29 protein-coding genes and 7 other RNA genes are annotated in these 15265 nt (G+C 66.8%); 8 read left to right on the top strand and 28 right to left on the bottom strand.

Annotation, left to right across the window (positions count from 1 at the left end):
- Positions 1–40: 40 nt before the first annotated feature.
- The 28 genes from ACZ7L6_RS06930 to ACZ7L6_RS06795 all read right to left on the bottom strand — a co-directional run bounded on the left by ACZ7L6_RS06930 (position 41) and on the right by ACZ7L6_RS06795 (position 8767).
- Positions 41–295: a hypothetical protein gene (locus tag ACZ7L6_RS06930; RefSeq protein ID WP_471920929.1), complete on the bottom strand. Its 255-nt coding sequence runs from the start codon at positions 293–295 to the stop codon at positions 41–43.
- 14 nt (positions 296–309) lie between these two features.
- Positions 310–813 carry a hypothetical protein gene (locus ACZ7L6_RS06925; RefSeq protein ID WP_471920928.1) on the bottom strand — a complete coding sequence of 168 codons (504 nt, stop codon included), beginning with the start codon at positions 811–813 and terminating at the stop codon, positions 310–312.
- A complete protein-coding gene (locus ACZ7L6_RS06920; RefSeq protein WP_471920927.1) occupies positions 810–1046 on the bottom strand; it encodes a hypothetical protein in 237 nt (78 codons plus the stop codon). Before ACZ7L6_RS06920 ends, ACZ7L6_RS06925 begins: the two co-directional genes overlap by 4 nt.
- Positions 1043–1261 carry a hypothetical protein gene (locus tag ACZ7L6_RS06915; protein WP_471920926.1) on the bottom strand — a complete coding sequence of 73 codons (219 nt, stop codon included), beginning with the start codon at positions 1259–1261 and terminating at the stop codon, positions 1043–1045. Before ACZ7L6_RS06915 ends, ACZ7L6_RS06920 begins: the two co-directional genes overlap by 4 nt.
- Complete coding sequence (locus ACZ7L6_RS06910) at positions 1262–1852, bottom strand: nucleoside/nucleotide kinase family protein (protein WP_471920925.1); 591 nt, start codon at positions 1850–1852, stop codon at positions 1262–1264.
- A gap of 1 nt (position 1853) precedes the next feature.
- Positions 1854–2180, bottom strand: coding sequence for a hypothetical protein (locus ACZ7L6_RS06905; protein WP_471920924.1), 327 nt, complete (start codon positions 2178–2180; stop codon positions 1854–1856).
- A gap of 16 nt (positions 2181–2196) precedes the next feature.
- An RNA gene (locus tag ACZ7L6_RS06900) (hammerhead ribozyme type II) lies at positions 2197–2261 on the bottom strand.
- A gap of 20 nt (positions 2262–2281) precedes the next feature.
- A complete protein-coding gene (locus ACZ7L6_RS06895) occupies positions 2282–3016 on the bottom strand; it encodes a DUF2786 domain-containing protein (protein ID WP_471920923.1) in 735 nt (244 codons plus the stop codon).
- A 16-nt stretch (positions 3017–3032) separates the two neighbouring features.
- Positions 3033–3098: hammerhead ribozyme type II (locus ACZ7L6_RS06890), an RNA gene on the bottom strand.
- 28 nt (positions 3099–3126) lie between these two features.
- Positions 3127–3540, bottom strand: coding sequence for a hypothetical protein (locus ACZ7L6_RS06885; protein ID WP_471920922.1), 414 nt, complete (start codon positions 3538–3540; stop codon positions 3127–3129).
- Between the two features lies 1 nt (position 3541).
- On the bottom strand, positions 3542–3829 hold the full coding sequence (locus ACZ7L6_RS06880; protein ID WP_471920921.1) for a hypothetical protein: 288 nt from the start codon (positions 3827–3829) through the stop codon (positions 3542–3544).
- Positions 3826–4050: a DUF7417 domain-containing protein gene (locus ACZ7L6_RS06875; RefSeq protein WP_471920920.1), complete on the bottom strand. Its 225-nt coding sequence runs from the start codon at positions 4048–4050 to the stop codon at positions 3826–3828. The genes ACZ7L6_RS06880 and ACZ7L6_RS06875 overlap by 4 nt, the downstream gene beginning before the upstream one ends.
- Positions 4051–4131: 81 nt before the next feature.
- Positions 4132–4698 (bottom strand): hypothetical protein, encoded by a 567-nt coding sequence (locus ACZ7L6_RS06870; protein WP_471920919.1) that lies wholly within the window; start codon positions 4696–4698, stop codon positions 4132–4134.
- 16 nt (positions 4699–4714) lie between these two features.
- An RNA gene (locus ACZ7L6_RS06865) (hammerhead ribozyme type II) lies at positions 4715–4781 on the bottom strand.
- Positions 4782–4820: 39 nt separating this feature from the next.
- Entirely contained in the window at positions 4821–5240 is a 420-nt protein-coding gene (locus tag ACZ7L6_RS06860) for a hypothetical protein (protein WP_471920918.1), read from the bottom strand.
- A gap of 21 nt (positions 5241–5261) precedes the next feature.
- The gene (locus tag ACZ7L6_RS06855; protein ID WP_471920917.1) at positions 5262–5402 is read right to left on the bottom strand and encodes a hypothetical protein; all 141 of its coding nucleotides are present in this window, start codon (positions 5400–5402) and stop codon (positions 5262–5264) included.
- 21 nt (positions 5403–5423) lie between these two features.
- Positions 5424–5489: hammerhead ribozyme type II (locus ACZ7L6_RS06850), an RNA gene on the bottom strand.
- Positions 5490–5495: 6 nt separating this feature from the next.
- The gene (locus tag ACZ7L6_RS06845; RefSeq protein ID WP_471920916.1) at positions 5496–5771 is read right to left on the bottom strand and encodes a hypothetical protein; all 276 of its coding nucleotides are present in this window, start codon (positions 5769–5771) and stop codon (positions 5496–5498) included.
- Positions 5768–6121: a hypothetical protein gene (locus ACZ7L6_RS06840; RefSeq protein WP_471920915.1), complete on the bottom strand. Its 354-nt coding sequence runs from the start codon at positions 6119–6121 to the stop codon at positions 5768–5770. The genes ACZ7L6_RS06845 and ACZ7L6_RS06840 overlap by 4 nt, the downstream gene beginning before the upstream one ends.
- Before the next feature lie 18 nt (positions 6122–6139).
- An RNA gene (locus tag ACZ7L6_RS06835) (hammerhead ribozyme type II) lies at positions 6140–6202 on the bottom strand.
- Between the two features lie 6 nt (positions 6203–6208).
- Entirely contained in the window at positions 6209–6427 is a 219-nt protein-coding gene (locus tag ACZ7L6_RS06830; RefSeq protein WP_471920914.1) for a hypothetical protein, read from the bottom strand.
- 15 nt (positions 6428–6442) lie between these two features.
- An RNA gene (locus ACZ7L6_RS06825) (hammerhead ribozyme type II) lies at positions 6443–6506 on the bottom strand.
- A gap of 3 nt (positions 6507–6509) precedes the next feature.
- Positions 6510–6650 (bottom strand): hypothetical protein, encoded by a 141-nt coding sequence (locus ACZ7L6_RS06820; protein WP_471920913.1) that lies wholly within the window; start codon positions 6648–6650, stop codon positions 6510–6512.
- An 8-nt stretch (positions 6651–6658) separates the two neighbouring features.
- Positions 6659–6799, bottom strand: a complete 141-nt coding sequence (locus ACZ7L6_RS06815; RefSeq protein WP_471920912.1) for a hypothetical protein — start codon at positions 6797–6799, stop codon at positions 6659–6661.
- 2 nt (positions 6800–6801) lie between these two features.
- Positions 6802–6984, bottom strand: a complete 183-nt coding sequence (locus tag ACZ7L6_RS06810) for a hypothetical protein (RefSeq protein ID WP_471920911.1) — start codon at positions 6982–6984, stop codon at positions 6802–6804.
- Positions 6985–7003: 19 nt separating this feature from the next.
- Positions 7004–7067: hammerhead ribozyme type II (locus tag ACZ7L6_RS06805), an RNA gene on the bottom strand.
- Between the two features lie 20 nt (positions 7068–7087).
- A complete protein-coding gene (locus ACZ7L6_RS06800; RefSeq protein WP_471920910.1) occupies positions 7088–7468 on the bottom strand; it encodes a hypothetical protein in 381 nt (126 codons plus the stop codon).
- Between the two features lie 1116 nt (positions 7469–8584).
- The gene (locus ACZ7L6_RS06795; RefSeq protein WP_471920909.1) at positions 8585–8767 is read right to left on the bottom strand and encodes a hypothetical protein; all 183 of its coding nucleotides are present in this window, start codon (positions 8765–8767) and stop codon (positions 8585–8587) included.
- 619 nt (positions 8768–9386) lie between these two features.
- Between ACZ7L6_RS06795 and ACZ7L6_RS06790 the strand changes: the two genes are divergently transcribed.
- The 8 genes from ACZ7L6_RS06790 to ACZ7L6_RS06755 all read left to right on the top strand — a co-directional run bounded on the left by ACZ7L6_RS06790 (position 9387) and on the right by ACZ7L6_RS06755 (position 15263).
- Positions 9387–9524 (top strand): hypothetical protein, encoded by a 138-nt coding sequence (locus ACZ7L6_RS06790; protein ID WP_471920908.1) that lies wholly within the window; start codon positions 9387–9389, stop codon positions 9522–9524.
- Positions 9525–9655: 131 nt separating this feature from the next.
- On the top strand, positions 9656–9901 hold the full coding sequence (locus tag ACZ7L6_RS06785; RefSeq protein WP_471920907.1) for a hypothetical protein: 246 nt from the start codon (positions 9656–9658) through the stop codon (positions 9899–9901).
- A complete protein-coding gene (locus ACZ7L6_RS06780; RefSeq protein WP_471920906.1) occupies positions 9901–10281 on the top strand; it encodes a hypothetical protein in 381 nt (126 codons plus the stop codon). Before ACZ7L6_RS06785 ends, ACZ7L6_RS06780 begins: the two co-directional genes overlap by 1 nt.
- A 62-nt stretch (positions 10282–10343) precedes the next feature.
- Positions 10344–10538, top strand: a complete 195-nt coding sequence (locus tag ACZ7L6_RS06775) for a thioredoxin domain-containing protein (RefSeq protein ID WP_471920905.1) — start codon at positions 10344–10346, stop codon at positions 10536–10538.
- 13 nt (positions 10539–10551) lie between these two features.
- Positions 10552–10983, top strand: coding sequence for a phage terminase small subunit (locus ACZ7L6_RS06770; RefSeq protein WP_471920904.1), 432 nt, complete (start codon positions 10552–10554; stop codon positions 10981–10983).
- 17 nt (positions 10984–11000) lie between these two features.
- Positions 11001–12647, top strand: a complete 1647-nt coding sequence (locus tag ACZ7L6_RS06765) for a terminase (RefSeq protein WP_471920903.1) — start codon at positions 11001–11003, stop codon at positions 12645–12647.
- Positions 12648–12681: 34 nt separating this feature from the next.
- On the top strand, positions 12682–14160 hold the full coding sequence (locus ACZ7L6_RS06760) for a phage portal protein (RefSeq protein WP_471920902.1): 1479 nt from the start codon (positions 12682–12684) through the stop codon (positions 14158–14160).
- Positions 14157–15263, top strand: coding sequence for a VG15 protein (locus tag ACZ7L6_RS06755; RefSeq protein ID WP_471920901.1), 1107 nt, complete (start codon positions 14157–14159; stop codon positions 15261–15263). Before ACZ7L6_RS06760 ends, ACZ7L6_RS06755 begins: the two co-directional genes overlap by 4 nt.
- Positions 15264–15265 lie beyond the last annotated feature (2 nt).

The following is a 15265-nucleotide window of genomic DNA, read 5'->3' as shown; positions in this document are numbered from 1 at the left end:
TTCTGAACTCCCTTCCCACTGCCTGGACTTGTCGTGAAAGTTACACACCGTAGCGTGAGGGTGCGCGATTCTCGTAGGTGCTGCGGTTCTCGGACGTCAGGTGCCACATGCCGAACTCGCACTGGTACGTGCGGCGCTCCACTCTCAACCCGCGACGAGTGCCGGTGGCGTCAGCTCGCCGAGTGCGCTTGGCCTGGGCCCTGCCCATCGCCTTGTCCGCCTCGGTCCGGCTGGTGAAGCCTCGCTTCACTCCGCACTCGCACGATCTCCAGTCCACCACCTTGTTGCAGGTCATCGGTGGGCGCCTCCTTACAGTTCGTTGATGCCGGCGGACGCACCCTTGGGTGCCGCCTTCTTGCGTGTGGTCTTCTTCTTCGAGGGGTCGTCCTTCACGAACTTGCCGCACGGGCACTGGGTGTCGTGGCACTTCCCGCGGCTGGAGCCTTCAATGGCGTGCATCCAGGGGGCGTGTCCACACTCGGGGTGGTAGCAGTAGCCGGGCCAGCCGGCCTTGCCGTCATGGTTCGCGAGCATGATTCCGGAGGACGTCAGCGGCACGAGCCTGCCGGTGCCTCCGAAGGACATCTTCTTGGCGAAGGCTTCCGCCTCCGCGGTGGAGCCGAAGGGCCCGAAGTTCAGACCCTTGGTGCCGCACTCCCAGGTGTGGACCATGACGAACAGGTCTCGCATCTGGACAATGTCGGCGATCTCCTTGATCAGGGCTTTCGCCATCTGATCCGGGCCCTCGAAGGTGGGGTCTTCGAGAATGTCGACGACCCGCTGTATCTCATGAGCCCTGGGGGTGATTCTCATCCGGCGAGGAACGGCTTCAGTTCTTCGAGGAGGACGCCGAGGTCACCGTGCGAGTCGTTCCATGCGTCGTAGCAGTGTTCGTCGTACTCCTCGTACGTCTGGCCTTCCTTCAGCTCCCCCTCGTCGTCGAGGAAGGAGAGGATGCCGGCCTCGCGCTTCTCGTACGCCTCCACGTACCGGGCGACCACTTCCTCCAGGGTCTCGGGCTTGTTGGTCTCGGGCTTGTCGCTCACTGCTGTGGTCCCCTCTCGATGACCCGCGCTCCGTAGCGTCGGGTGTTGACGTAGGTGTTCACGTTCCAGGTGGTGTCTGGCGCCTTGGTAAGGTCCCGCCAGTGGCCCTCGCGCTTCGCGCGCCGGGTGCTCCGCTTGTCCAGGAGCTCGATCACCGATCCATCCGGTAGCGCGTCGAGCTCGCGGATCGTCGTGACGTTGTCCAACTTACACACTCACGCTGCGATGTGCAACTTGTGCGCGACCAGGTTGGCCACGCCGTGCAGCTTCTCGTGCAGGTCAGCGGCCGAGCCGTCGTTGGTGAGGCGGTGGTCGAACGGCCAGTCGTCCAGCGCCACCTCCGACTCGTGCACCTGGCCGTTCGCGCTGCGCTTCGGTCCGACGCCCGGCCGATCCACCCGGATCAGCACACCGCCCCGGTCGGCGACCGCCTGGGCCTCGTTCGGGAACCGCACATCCGAGACGACCAGGGCCGGGGCGTCTTCGTGCTCACGGAACAGGGCATCCACCCACACGTTCGCACCCAGGACCCGGCGGCCGGCCTCCGTGCCGGCGCGCTGAAGCAGGGCTCGCACCTCGGGGTACGTCACCTTCGCGTACTCCCATCCGGTGGCGTCGACCAGCTTGCGCAGTCGCAGCGTGCCCGCACCGTAGGCGCCAGGGATCAGGGGATCGAGCGCGTACAGGAAGTCGCGCAGCTTGTCTGCGTACGCCGCACGCCGCCAGCCCTGGTCGACGAGGGCCTGGGCTGCGGTGTCCTTGCCGGCCCGCGAGTAACCGCTGAGTCCGATGATCAGGTCGGTCATGTCAGGCCGCCTCGAAGTAGAACTCGGTGTTCACGTCGCCCGCCCTGACGAGCTCGCCGGCCAGGCCCTTGAACTCTCGGTCGGCAGTGATCGCGACGGAGGGGACACGCACCCGGCCCTCGACGAAGTCGATGCCCTGCTGGGTGATCGACCAGCGCTGCTCCTGCTCGCGCTTGGCCAGCCCGAACCAGGCCAGCTTCGCGAAGACCGCATACTCCGGGTTCGTGAGGCCGATCTCTTCACGCTTCAGGCCCTGTCCACCCGCGAGGTACAGCTTGCCGAGTCCGCTGACCTCGGACTTGCCCAGGCGGTAACGCTTCTCGCTCACTGTCGTGCCCCTCTCGTCACGGCTGCCATCATCAGGAGGTGCGCGCCACCGCACCCCGACCTCCCTTCGGAGGTTTCGGCTCGTGAAAGTTACACACCGTGTCAGGCAGTAACCGCCAGTCGCGCACCGCCCATGCGCTTCTGACCCAGGTCGGCCCGCTCCCCCGCGGCCTTGCCGTCCAGCCACCCCGAGCCGGTCAGCCGGCGCCGCGGGGCGACCTTCAGCTTCGGGTGCGCCCGCTTGAAGAACTGCTCGACCGCCGCCTCTCGCTTCACAAGCACCAGCTCGGTGCTCGCGCCCCCGATCTCCTGGCTCGCCTCCCGAAGCGCCGCCTCCTCGGCCTGGTCCAGGCGCTTACGCACAGCGCTGGCGAAGCCGGCCAGCCAGCTCTTGCGGTACGAGACCGTCGACTCGCCGTAGCGGGGGCGCCCCTGCTTCAGGCCGTTGAACGCCTGGAGCTGAAGGGAAGCGAACAGCATCTCGATCCGCTCCAGCGTCGACTCGTGGGCGTAGATCTTCACGAGGCGGTAGTACTTGCCGGACTCACGGTCGTACACCCGCCAGTACACGTTCTGTGCACCGAGCGCGTGGCTGATCGAGAACAGCAGGGCGGACCGGTCGGCGATGTACTTGCCCTTGATCTCGATCTGGCGGCCGGTGATCTTGTCGCTGCCCGGCGTGGCCTCGGAGAGCAGGGCCTTCTCGATCCCGTACTTCGCCATCAGGTCGGCAGCCTTACCGAAGTACGCCTCCGCCTCCTCGGGCGAGGTCGCCGGGTCCTCGGCCTTGGCCAGGAGAGCACGGATCTTCGCGATCTTCGGGTTGGTCTCGGTCATGTCGTCACCTCATGTGTCATGGCTTGGCTCGTCAGGACGTGGGCAGCCATCCCACGCCGACCTCCTTCCGGAGGTTTCGCCTTGCGAAAGTTACACACTGGGGCCAGGGGTCAGGAGGTCTCGCGGAACCCGTCGAAGCACTCGATGTACGAGGTGTCGCCGACCTTGGCCCAGCAGAACTGGTGACCCCAGACCACGCCCCAGTACTCCCAGCCGGCCTTCTTCTTCTTGGCGGCGAACAGCTTGCGCTTGGCCTCGTCGTTCAGCTTGGGGTTCAGGTACGTCACCTTGCCCCCGCGGTCCACGAAGTAGGAGTAGCCCTTGCCGTTGCCGCGCTGGCCCGCGTCCCAGTAGCAGTTCCGGGAGGCGATGCCGTCCTCGGGGCAGGCTCGGGTCGGCAGGGTCGGCGCGGTCTGGGTCGTCTGCGGGGCGGACGGGGTGGCGGAGGCCGAGGGGTCGGAGACCAGGCCACCGAAGGTGACGACGGCGACCAGGGCGAGGACGATCTTGGTGGACTTCTTCATGTCAGTTCTCCTTCGTGAGGTTCAGGCGGGGAAGCTGGAGCTGCCCGGTGCGGGGCGGCTGCGGGAGGGGCGGGAGCTGGTAGCGGTAGGCGGTCAGGGTCGGGATCTCTTCCGGCTTGGCGACTCCGTTCTGGACGGCGACCCGGTACACCGTGGTGAACAGAGCGACCGAGCGCTTGACGATCTCGCTGTAGCTCAGGCCGGTCGGCGCCAGCTCGGCCACGTTCCGGGCAAGCTCGGCATCCATGCGGGCGGCCAACTGGCGGGGCATCTTGGTCTCGGTGCTCACGCGGCCAGCACCTCCTCGATCACCTCGGGCACGATCTCGCCCGCGGGGGTGATCAGGCCGGCCTCGATCAGGCGCTCGGCGGTCCTGCCGTACGCGCCTTGCAGGGTCCACGCCATTCCGCTCTTGATCAGGGTGGCGAACAGCTCCAGCGTCTCGCTGTCGTCGAGCTCGCCGATCTCGTAGCTGATCAGGTCGATCGCGATGTCCTTCATGCGTCCCATCTCCAGGGGGTCCTCTCGTAGGGTTGGAGGAGCGGGACGGGGCCGATCTCACCTCGGCCCCGCCTCGCGTCAGGTGCTGGGTCAGGCGGTCAGCTCGTCGATGCGGGCCTGCCACTTCGCGGCGTCCACCTCGTGCTCACCGGCCTGCTTGCGCAGTTCCCGCGCCTTCGAGGTGTGGCTGTCGCGCTCGGACTCGAACAGCAGGCGGATGCTCTCGGTCTTCCAGTCGGGGTGCTCCTGCTCGAAGCGCTTGAGCGCGTCGATCTCCAGGCCCCGCAGGGTGGCGTACGCCTTGGCCTCGTAGTCGACCTGCTTGCCCGCCTCGTTGCGGTAGCCCCGGTTGTAGTGGGTGTAGTCCGCCGTCCAGCGCATCACGATGCCGTGCCGGTCGAGCTTGCCGTGGTTGTCGTCCAGGCGCTCGTAGGTGTGCTCGGTCGCGTACTTCCGGCCGCGGATCTTCACGTACCCCTTGTCGACCTGGGCCTGGAAGTCGGTGTCGGTCGCGATCAGCACGCGGGGCGTGATCTTCTCGACCTTGCGGTTGCCGTTCTCCCAGTCCGTTTCGATGCTCCGCTTGGCCTGGTAGATCAGGACGTACATCGTGCCGCCCTCGACTTCGTAGGGGTGCACTTCGCGTTCGACCTTCATGTCTGCCCAACTTTCACACTGGTTGCCATCGTCAGGGACGGAGATCCGCTCCGCCCGACCCCCCGGCCTGGGGGGTTTCGACTTCGTGAAAGTATCACACGCTGTCCAACTTACACAACTGGTCAGCCGTACCGGATCTCGCCCAGCGCGGCGAGCTGCACGATGATGTCGGCCGTGCCCGCGTCGATGTGTCCGGCGTCGATGCCGTCCTTCTCGGTGCGGTCCATCCACGAGTCCACGATGTAGCCGTGGTACTCCTGGTTGACGTACTGCTGGTCGAGGTCGAGCAGCTTGGCGTACGCCTCGCGTATCTGGTCGGCGTCGAGGTAGTGCACGCCGTGCACCTCGCGCTTGCCGCCGAAGAAGTGGCAGACGCCCTCACCCTCGACGATGGTCCACCGCTTCCCCTCGGGTCGGCCGGCGAACTCCTCCTCGGTCGGCTCGATCGCCCAGTAGGTGATCCCTCCGTAGGCAGCGGTGTCGATGATGTCCTGGGCGACAGCGTCGGTCAGGTACGTCTTGATCTGCGCGGTGTCGGGCATGTCGTGTCCTCTCGGGGTGGGTCAGGCGGCCTGGGCTAGACGGGCATCCACGGGGGCCTCGTACTTCTGGGTCCGGATCTGCTTCCGGGCCAGGGTCAGGGCCTTGTCCTTGCGCTTGGAGTCGCGGACGTTGGTGTCGAGGGTGCGGAACTTGGGAGTCACTGGGGGTACCTCCGGTCGGTCGTCTGGCTTGGCTCGTCAGGGCGTGGGCAGCCATCCCACGCCGACCCCCTTCCAGGGGTTTCGCCTTGGCAGTTACAGGCCCAGCAGCTCGATCAGCTCGTCGACCGTGGGGGCCGGGTCGTCGGGCGACCAGGCAGGAGCGGGCTCCGGGGTCGGTACCCCGGTCCGGATCTCCTCCTCGGGCAGGAGCTCGGTCGGCAGGCTGAAGATCAGGCTCGCGGCCTTGTCACTCAGGTCGCACAGGGTGTGCCACTCCTGCGTGCCGGGGTCGTGCTCCTCGCGCCACTCGTCGACCTCGCGGGTGAGCGCCAGGAGCTCGCGGATCTTCTCGGTGACGTCCTGCATCACGCGCTCACCGTCGCCCAGCTCGCGACGTACTCACGGACCTCGTCCTCGTCCATCTGGTGGCCGTCCTGGTCCTCGTCGTCCTTGTAGACGTGGTGGGAGTCGCCGCCCTCGTCGCCCTCGGCGTGGCCACGCAGCCACGTCACCGCTGCGTCCTCGTGCCCGGCCACCACCAGCAGGCGAGCGACGCTGTCCGCCTCGGAGCAGGTGAACTTCGAGCCGTTGTCGTAGGCGACGTAGCCGTCTCCGAACACGCCCGCCAGCTCGCCGAGGGCATCGGTCAGCTCGTCGTGCTGGATCACCACCGCGGGGGAGGTCGTCTCGGTCTTGCGCTTGAACAGGTTGCGGAACATCGAGTCCAACTTTCACACTCATGGCTGCCATCATCAGGAGGCGGGCGCCACCCCACCCCGACCCCCGAAGGGGTTTCGGCGAAACTTTCACACTCCCCACTGGTGAACCGCGGTCGTAGTGCCGCCGAGCCAGGCCGTCACGGTCACCGTGCCGTCGCCCCACTCGACGCGGCTGAAGTCGTACCGGCGGCGCCCGATCTCTCGGGTGTGGTGGTGGACCAGGTCGCCCTTGTAGCCACCGGGGACGCTGCGCATCCGGTACTCCTCGACGTCCGTGCGGGGACCGATGCTGAGCTTGTTCGTCATGGGTCTGCCTCTCGTGAATGGCTGGCATCATCAGGGACCGGGAGCCACCCGATCCGACCCCCTTCCAGGGGTTTCGCCTTGATCACCTGGGCGTGGCTCGCGCCAACGTCTCTGGGTCGTGCTTCGCGTGCCACTCCTCCCAGCACCCCTCCGAGCAGAAGTCCTCGTAGGAGCGGATCGGGGCATGGCAGCCGTTCTCGCAGCGCTTCGGTTCTTCAGACATGGCTCTCCTCAGATGCCGGCCGGGCTGGTCCAGTAGTCGAGCGGGCGGCGCGACAGCTTCACGAAGACTCGTGCCAGCAGCTCGGGGAGGCGGGCGACGTACGACTCGGGGTCGTCGTCGTGGACGTCGAAGACGTAGACCAGGCGCATGATCACTTCACCCCGTCGAGGACGGCCGTCTTGTGGGTCTCGAAGCGGGCGACGTCGGAGAGGTAGGCGCGCTCGCCGAACTCCAGGAAGAGGGCGACGAGGTTGTTCTTGCGCAGCTCGCGGCCGATCTGGGCACGGACTTGGCCGTACGAGATGGACTGCGGGGTCTTGTCGAGGGTGACCATGGGATTCCTTCCGGATACGTGCTGGCTGGCATCGTCAGGAGCCGGGAACCACCCGACTCGACCTCCTTCCGGAGGTTTCGCCTTGTGAAACTTACACACCTGGTCAGTGAGACAGGGCCATGAAGACCACGTCAGGCTCCCCCGGCGTCCAGTTCGGCACCCGCTCCGTCTCGACGAAGCCGAACTGCTTGTAGTACTCGGGCAGGAAGCCGTCGAAGCAGTCGAGCTTGCTCGCTCCCTGTCGAAGGGCGGCCTTGACGAGCTCCTGGCCCCGACCCTTCTCCAGGGAGAAGAGGCCGATGAACGTACCCTCGGCGTCGATGCCGAAGCCGGACCGGAAGTCCGGGGTGATGAAGTACCGCGCGTCCTGCGGCATCTCCTCGGGCTTGCTGGTCGCGTCGGCGATCCGGTCGGAGATCCGCCGGGCCTGGCGCAGCGCACCGGTGTAGAGGACGCGGTGCACGGGGTGTACTGCGAGGGACATTCCCTACTCCGATCTGGTGTGAAACTTACACACCGTGGTCGAAAGAGTCAACCCAGGGATCTGGGGACTCGGTACCTCCGGGGGGCCATGACGCCCGTGTTCCCGCATCCCCCGAGGGGGCCGGAATCCGGAGGCTTTGCGGATGCGCCCTTGCGGGCCCGTCCCCCGCCCTTACGGGCGGGCCTTGCTGATGCGCGTTCTTCAGGAGCGGTGCGCTTGCCGCTCTCACTGTCGCCCCCTGGCCCGCTTTCCGTTTCCCGTCCGGTTGCCCGTCCGTTCCGTTTCCGGCTGTCCACCAGGGGGTGAGACAGTGAGCCCTGGCCTCCGTATCTCCCCTCCGACACCCTGGATCGTGTGGCATCCCACTCACCAGGACTGCGCCTCTTCGGGGCCTTCCTTTGGCTGTACCCTGACGTTCGCTCCGATGACCGATTCCCTACTCACGCTCGGACTGCGACCGGATACCCGATCCCTCACGCTTCCGTTCCTCGGTGCCGTAAGTCACCGTCTACCCGTGAGCCGAGGCTCCGGGGTCAAGCTGAAGTTCGTGTGCGCTTGGCCTCTCGGCCTTGCGCTGAAGCGCAAGTATCACACTCGCTTCGGGTTGTGCAACTTCCACATTCGCTGGCCTGTGCGGTCCGCCGTTACCCGACATCCCAGTTCGCTCGCAGGTGGTTCGTCGTCCCTGCTCACGTCCCGCTTTGGCCTTGCGAGTCCGACTGTAGCCGAAGCCGAGCCGGTGTGCAAGTTTCGCTGGCGCTTCCCGTTCGCCCGGTTGCCCGGCCGTTCGTTCGTCGTTGGCGACAGGCAGAACATTGCCCAACTTACACACCGGATGTCAAGCCGTGCAGGTCAGAGGCTGTTTCCGGGGGCGCTGAGAGCCGTTCTCCGGGCCTTTCGGCCGGTCCCTGGGGCGATCGGTCGGGGCGAGGGAGGGAAGCCGCGAGAGCGCGACGCAGAGGGGCGCGCGAGGGTAGCACGGGCCCGGATGGGGTGGGGGGTGACCCCCTGTGCGCGAGCTCGCTGACCGCCACGTCTTACCGGCCAAGATCGCGCCACGGTTTCAGGGTCGATCAGAGCCAGCGCCACGGGGCGCCGGCGCAGTAAACATGCAGGTCAGAGCAGGCCCAGCTTGGCCATGTCGAAGTGCTCGTCGGTCAGGTTCTCGTACCCGATCTCGTCGGCGAGGCGCAGGATGCGCGCGAGCGGAGTGTCCGGTGCCGGCGGCTCGGTGGCCAGCTCGAACCCGGTGACCTGGAGGGCGAACGCAAGATCGGTATCGGTGTGATCGTTGGACATGATCACCAGCGTAGCGCCAAAGCGGCTTCTTGTCTTCGGCTTCACGGGCCGCTCCGCGGCCCCGTGACGTAGGCCGGCACTGCTCCGTGGCGCCCCGCTGGGGCGCCCCTGCGCTTCGCCACCTGCCATCATCACCTCGCCGTTGCAGCTTGACCAGGTGGCCGCCGCCAGGCGGCCCCTCCCGAAACCGTATGTGTAAGTGTGACAGCCGTCACTCAAGAGGCATCCTGACTGGGAGGCGTCGAGCTCCGTATCAGTAAGTGAAGTAGTAAGGCGTAAGACGAAGTAGCAGGCTGGAGGCCCTGTCGGGCCTCGCTTGGTGAAGCTCCTTACCCCTTACGTAAGTGCAAGTTCTACTTCCCCTCGGGTTGACCGCTTCGAGCAGCTACCTCTTCAGGTAGGACGTCACCGAGGGGTTCAACTTCCACGTCGGGGGTGAACGATGCCGCGATGGGAAGGGTCCGACAGGCGCTCGCGCCTACCGAAGGACTGGCCCAAGATCCGGCTCCGTGTCCTGCGGCGAGACGGAGGGCAGTGCACCGCGCTGACTGAAGCGGGGACACGCTGCGACTCGACCGCAACCGACGTGGACCACATCCGACCAGGTGACGACCACAGCATGGAGAACCTTCGCTCGCTGTGCACCTGGCACCACCGCCAGAAGTCCTCCCGCGAGGGAGCTGCCGCGCAGTCCGCCAAGCGGCGCGCGATCCAGAAACGCTTCCGGCGAGACGAGGCCCACCCCGGCCTCCTCTGACCCGCGCTCCAGGTACTCCCGCCTGTCGAGCGTGAGGCGCCCCAGGGCCTCCTCTCCCCTGGCGCGGCGCCCGCCCCCTGGTCGCTACCCCAGGGGGCCGAGACTTCCTACCCCTTCCCAGGAGGTGACCGGTGACCGGTTTCGAAATCGCATGGGCCGCCTGGGCAGGGGCCTTCGTTGTGATCGAGGGCATCGCGCTGCATCGCAAGCAGCCGGGCGACACTCTGTCCGAGCAGGTCTGGCGGATCTTCGGGACCCGGCGCGACGTCGAGTACCCGAAGGGCCAGCCGAGCGGGCTGCTTCGCCTGCGGCGCTTCACCCTCCTCGCGTTCCTGGCCTGGCTGACCGTGCACTTCATGACGGGCGGGCTCGTCTGATGTGGGACCGCAGAGCCAAGGTGCTCACCGTCAAGGACGGGGACACGCTGCGCGTGACCCTCGACCAGGGCTTCGGCGACACGAAGACCATCGACCTGCGCCTCCTGGCCGTGTTCGCTCCCGAGAGTGACGAGGCCGGCGGCCATGAGGTCCGCGAGTTCGTCGAGACGTGGCTGGACGAGCACGATCCGGACGGCGACGAGTGGCCCTACGTGGTGACCACGCTGCGCGTGAAGGCCAACAGCCATGAGGTGAGCACCCTCGGTCGGTACGTCGGCACGCTCACCGCGTGGGACGGGTTCAGTTGCCTCAACGACGACGTGAACGCCTTCATCCGCAGCAAGGGCTACGGCCACGGGATCGGAGCGAAGGTCGCGTGACCCGAGTCCTCTACTTCACTTCCTCGAGCTGCCGGCCGTGCCGGTCGTTCGGGCCTCTCCTCTTGGCCGAGCTCGCTGATCTCGGTGTCGAGGCGGAGAAGATCGACGTCAGTACTACCGCCGGCCTGGAGCAGGCCGACCTCTACGACGTTGTGGGCACGCCCACCGTCGTGATTGAGCGGGATGGCGAGCAGGTAAAGCGCTTCGGCGTACTGCTCGGTTCTTCACTCCAGGATGCGCTCAGCATCCTGCGATGAAAGGAGGTGACCGGTGGGCGTTCGAGGCCCCGTCCCGAACCGTGAAGAAGACCTCGCGCGCCCCCGGTCGCGTAAGGGTTCGGACGAGCAGGAGACCAAGCGCGGACAAATGCGCGAGGTCACCATTCCTCGCGCGGATTCCGAATGGCATCCGATCGCAAAGAAGCTCTACAACTCGCTGAAGACTTCCGGCCAGTCGGACTTCTACCAGAACTCCGACTGGGCCCTGGCCTACGCACTGTGCGATGACCTGTCCCACTACAAGAAGTCGGGCAAGCGGTCGGCACAGATGGCGCAGACCCTCTACTCCGCCCTCGGAAACCTGCTGGTGACCGAAGGCGATCGGCGCCGTGTGCGCATCGAACTGCAAGAGCCCGAGGAGGAGACAACCTCGGCATCCGTTCTCGCCATCGCCGACTACAAGAAGGAGCTCGGGGTGGACTGATCCCCAGGGGGTGATCCATGGCGAAACAAGCCGTCCTCACCCCCGAGGAGATCGACCTCCTGGAGCCGACCTTCATTGGCCCCACCTGGCACAGGGACGCCTTCGGGCGTTGGGTCCTGCCGCACAAGACGCTCGGCTGGCAAATCGCCGGCTGGTGCTCGGAGTGGCTGCGGGCCGAAGACGGCGGGCCCTGGAAGTTCACCAGGGAACAGCTCCGCTTCGTCCTGCACTGGTACGCCGTTGACGACAACGGCCGCTTCACCAATCGCAAGGGCGTCCTCCAGCGCATGAAGGGCTGGGGCAAGGACCCCTTGTTGGCCGTCTTGTGCCTGGTCGAGCTGGTCGGCCCGAGCCGCTTCTCCCACTGGGACGAGGCCGGCGATCCGGTAGGCGTGGCCCACCCTCGCGCATGGGTTCAGGTCACCGCGGTGAACCAGTCACAGACGACGAACACCATGTCGCTCATCCCCTCCCTGATGTCGGACGCCTTCAAGGCGAAGTACGGCGTCAAGGACGGCGCGGTCCTCATCCGCGCCAACGGCGGCAAGGCCCGGCTCGAAGCCGTGACGTCGTCGTACCGTGCCCTCGAAGGCAAGCGGACGACGTTCACCCTGCTCAACGAGACGCACCACTGGGTGAGCGGCAACAACGGCCACAAGATGTACGAGACGATCGACGGTAACGCGACCAAGCAGGACTCGCGGTACCTGGCGATCACGAACGCCTACCTGCCCGGTGAGGATTCCGTCGCCGAGCGGATGCGCGAGTCCTTCGAGAAGATCCGCGAGGGGCGCGCGGTCGACGTCGGCTTCATGTACGACTCGATCGAGGCGCACCCGGAGACTCCGCTGACGCCCGAGGCCCTGCACATCGTCATCCCGAAGATCCGCGGTGACGCGGTCTGGCTGGTGCCGGCCACGATCATCCAGTCCATCCTCGACACGACCATCTCGGCCTCGCGCTCTCGGCGCATGTGGCTGAACCAGGTCGTCGCCGAAGAGGATGCGATCTACGGGCCGGCCGAGTGGGACCCGCTGCTCGACGAGGGCAAGAGCCTGAAGCCGGGCGACGAGGTCGTGTTGGGCTTCGACGGTGGCAAGACGTCGGACTCCACGGCCCTGGTCGCCATCCGCGTGCGGGACATGCATGTGTCCCTGCTCGCCATCTGGGAGCACCCGGAAGGCGAGGCCGGCAAGGACTGGACGGTCCCTCGTCACGAGGTCGACAGTCAGGTCCACGAGGCGTTCCGCCTCTTCGAGGTGCGGGCGTTCTTCGCGGACGTCGCCTTGTGGGAAAGCTACATCTCCGACTGGGCCGAGACGTACGGCGAGCGCCTGGCCGTGAAGTCGCCGGTCGGCAAGGACGCGATCGGGTGGGACATGCGTGGCTCGCAGAAGACCGTAACGCTGGCGCATGAGCGCCTGATGCGCACGATCTTCGACAAGAAGCTGAGCCACGACGGGGACCTCACGCTCCGCCGGCACGTGCTGAGCGCACGGCGCCGCACGAACAACTACGGCATCTCCTTCGGTAAGGAGAGCAAGGACAGCCCCCGCAAGATCGACGCCTACGCCGCCCTGATGCTGGCGCATGAGGCGCTGTACGAGCTGCGCGTGCGCGGCAAGAAGGTGCGGAAGCGCTCGGGCCGGGGCTACTTCCTCTGACCCAGTGTGTAAGTTTCACGAAAGGTGGTGAGGCATGGCCGACGCCAGCCCGCTTTCGCTGGCGAGGGAACTCCTCGCCATCCTCGACCGGGACGAGCCGCTTCTGCGCAAGATCGACCGGTACGACCGTGGCAAGCATGACGATCCGTACATGCCGCCGCAGGCCGACGACGAGTACAAGCTGCTCGCCAGGCGTGCGGTCTCCAACTGGATGCCCCTGCTTGTGGGCACGCCCGCCCAGGCGCTGTATGTGGACGGCTTCCGCTCGGGCAAGCCGTCCAGCGGCCTGCCGACAGAGCCGGCCTCGACGAGCGTCGAATGGTCGCACTGGCAGCGCTCGCGCCTGGACGCACGGCAGGCCGCCATCTACCGCGGCGCCCTGAAGTTCGGTCACTCCTTCGTCTTGACGGAGAAGACCAAGCGGGGCGTCATCTCCAAGGGCCTGTCGGCCCTGAAGACCGCGGCCCTGTACGAGGACCCGGCCAACGACGAGACGCCGTACGCGGCGCTCACCATCACGGCCAGCCCGAAGGGCGAGACCCGCGGCAAGGCCCGCATGTGGGACAGCAAGTACGAGTACGCGGTGACGTACGGGGCGAAGTCCGACGCGGAGTCCGTACGGGTCCAGCGCCTGAAGGCGCACGGCTCGTCCGAGTGTCCGGTCACCCGGTTCGCCGCCTCGGTCGACCTCGAAGGCCGCACGACCGGCGTGATCGAGCCGATGATCGCGCTCCAGGACCGCATCAACCAGACGGTGTTCGACACCTTGGTGGCGCAGACGTACACCTCGCACGAGGTGCGGTACGCCACCGGCATGGCTCCGCCCATGCAGATGGAGCTCCTGGACGAGAACGGCAACGTCACCACCGATCCGAGCGAGGCGGTCGACAGCCGGCCCAAGCTCGGCCCGGACGGTAACCCGATCCCGGCGCCGATCAACCACAACGCCAGGCGATTTTTGTTCTCCGAGGACCCCGATGTGAAGTTCGGGTCGCTGCCGGCCGGGCCGATCGGCTCGCTCATCGACTCGATCGACATGAGCATCAGGCACCTGGCGGCGATCAGCCAGACCCCGCCGCACCATTTGCTCGGCCAGATCGCCAACCTGTCGGCCGAAGCCCTTCTGGCTGCGGAGACCGCTTTGAGCCGGAAGATCACTGAGTTCCAGTCCATCTTCGGCGAGGCGTGGGAGCGGGTATTCCGTCTCGCCGCCGAGCTGGAGGGCAACACCTCCTCCGCCGACGACTTCCACGGCGAAGTGCAGTGGCGCGACATGGAGTCGCGCAGCCTCGCGCAGGCGGCTGACGCCCTGGGCAAGCTGGCTGACCAGCTCGGTATCCCGAAGCGCGGTCTGTGGAAGCGGGTGCCTGGCGTGACTCAGACCGAGTACGAGGACTGGGAGGAGATGGCCGAGGAGGACGACTCCGTTGGCCAGCTCGCTACCGCCCTGACGCGGGCGACGCCGAGCACCACCGTGCCGGCAACCCCGGACAGTGAGGTGATCGCGGCGTGACGACCCCGGCTCGACAAGCCGAGGCCGATCGCGCTGCCATCGCGTTCCAGACGGCGCTCATCGAGATCGGTGCCGGCACCGTCACGGACGCGCTTGCACTGTGGCAGGACGTCCCGGTCACGAGCCGGGCGTCCACCGCCACGTCATGGCTGCGTCGAGCCATCACGCTGGTGATGGGCCGGCGCCGACAGAGCCGCGACCTGGCCCGCGCCTACTACCGCCTGGCCCGCGCGCTGCGGACCGGGACGACGGTGGCCGATCCGTACCACCCCGAGCCGACGTACATCACCATCGACGTACTTCGGCGCGAGTTCGCCGAGCTGACCGGAAACGCTGAGAGCCCCCAGGAGGGGCGCGAAAGCGACACGCCGGCCAGCCCCCCGGACTCCTCCTCGTCGGCCGCGACCGGCCAAGCTGGGGAAGCCGACGAGGAGGCTACGGCCGATCCCGACCAGGCCCTCGAAGACGACCTCGACCGCATTCTGGTCGAGGAGATCGCCGGCCTTCGGGACGCCGAGGAGCGGATCGAGCGCGAGGCCGAGCAGGAGTTGCGAACGGTCCTCGAAGCCCTGGGCACCAACAACCTCCAGAAGAAGGTCGACGCGATCGACGGCGCCAGGAGCGCTGACGAGGTCGACGACCTTCGTGACGAGGTGCACCAGCAGGCCGGTGCCCGGCAGGCGGCAGCCGCTGAGCGTGTCGCCCTGAACGGCGCCCGCTCGACGGTCTGGAACCACATGCAGCGCGACCGCCGCGTTGTCGGCTACATCAGACTTTCGCGCACCGGGACCCCTTGCGGGTGGTGCGCAATGCTCATCTCTCGTGGTCCGGTCTACCGATCGCAGAGCTCCGCGGAGTACGCGGACGGCGACCGCTACCACGACAACTGCCACTGCTACGCGGAGCCTGTCTTCTCGCGCGAGCAGTACCAGGGCTCGTCTCTGTACGAGCTCAACCGCCGGTACGAGGAGCTGTGGCCCAAGGTCACACGCGGCCTCTCCGGTAAGGCGGCTGTGTCCGCCTGGCGCCGGTTCATCCGGCAGGAACAGAAGGCCGCAGCCCAGGAGGCTCGGCAATCCACCACGAGCGTCCAGGAGGCGTGACA

Source organism: Streptomyces sp. NPDC107522, from assembly GCF_055657525.1.
The sequence above is the reverse complement of the archived record's forward strand: the minus strand, read 5'-3'. Positions and strand labels throughout refer to the sequence as shown.

Bases quoted from the DNA above. Each gene is read 5' to 3' on its own strand.
- ACZ7L6_RS06815 (WP_471920912.1), bottom strand. From the start codon at position 6,799: ATGCGCCTGGTCTACGTCTTCGACGTCCACGACGACGACCCCGAGTCG.
- ACZ7L6_RS06895 (WP_471920923.1), bottom strand. From the start codon at position 3,016: ATGACCGAGACCAACCCGAAGATCGCGAAGATCCGTGCTCTCCTGGCC.
- ACZ7L6_RS06860 (WP_471920918.1), bottom strand. From the start codon at position 5,240: ATGCCCGACACCGCGCAGATCAAGACGTACCTGACCGACGCTGTCGCC.
- ACZ7L6_RS06780 (WP_471920906.1), top strand. From the start codon at position 9,901: ATGTGGGACCGCAGAGCCAAGGTGCTCACCGTCAAGGACGGGGACACG.
- ACZ7L6_RS06820 (WP_471920913.1), bottom strand. From the start codon at position 6,650: ATGTCTGAAGAACCGAAGCGCTGCGAGAACGGCTGCCATGCCCCGATC.
- ACZ7L6_RS06765 (WP_471920903.1), top strand. From the start codon at position 11,001: ATGGCGAAACAAGCCGTCCTCACCCCCGAGGAGATCGACCTCCTGGAG.
- ACZ7L6_RS06790 (WP_471920908.1), top strand. From the start codon at position 9,387: ATGGAGAACCTTCGCTCGCTGTGCACCTGGCACCACCGCCAGAAGTCC.
- ACZ7L6_RS06925 (WP_471920928.1), bottom strand. From the start codon at position 813: ATGAGAATCACCCCCAGGGCTCATGAGATACAGCGGGTCGTCGACATT.
- ACZ7L6_RS06800 (WP_471920910.1), bottom strand. From the start codon at position 7,468: ATGTCCCTCGCAGTACACCCCGTGCACCGCGTCCTCTACACCGGTGCG.
- ACZ7L6_RS06885 (WP_471920922.1), bottom strand. From the start codon at position 3,540: ATGAAGAAGTCCACCAAGATCGTCCTCGCCCTGGTCGCCGTCGTCACC.
- ACZ7L6_RS06760 (WP_471920902.1), top strand. From the start codon at position 12,682: ATGGCCGACGCCAGCCCGCTTTCGCTGGCGAGGGAACTCCTCGCCATC.
- ACZ7L6_RS06870 (WP_471920919.1), bottom strand. From the start codon at position 4,698: ATGAAGGTCGAACGCGAAGTGCACCCCTACGAAGTCGAGGGCGGCACG.
- ACZ7L6_RS06830 (WP_471920914.1), bottom strand. From the start codon at position 6,427: ATGACGAACAAGCTCAGCATCGGTCCCCGCACGGACGTCGAGGAGTAC.
- ACZ7L6_RS06840 (WP_471920915.1), bottom strand. From the start codon at position 6,121: ATGTTCCGCAACCTGTTCAAGCGCAAGACCGAGACGACCTCCCCCGCG.
- ACZ7L6_RS06875 (WP_471920920.1), bottom strand. From the start codon at position 4,050: ATGGGACGCATGAAGGACATCGCGATCGACCTGATCAGCTACGAGATC.
- ACZ7L6_RS06795 (WP_471920909.1), bottom strand. From the start codon at position 8,767: ATGTCCAACGATCACACCGATACCGATCTTGCGTTCGCCCTCCAGGTC.
- ACZ7L6_RS06930 (WP_471920929.1), bottom strand. From the start codon at position 295: ATGACCTGCAACAAGGTGGTGGACTGGAGATCGTGCGAGTGCGGAGTG.
- ACZ7L6_RS06910 (WP_471920925.1), bottom strand. From the start codon at position 1,852: ATGACCGACCTGATCATCGGACTCAGCGGTTACTCGCGGGCCGGCAAG.
- ACZ7L6_RS06810 (WP_471920911.1), bottom strand. From the start codon at position 6,984: ATGGTCACCCTCGACAAGACCCCGCAGTCCATCTCGTACGGCCAAGTC.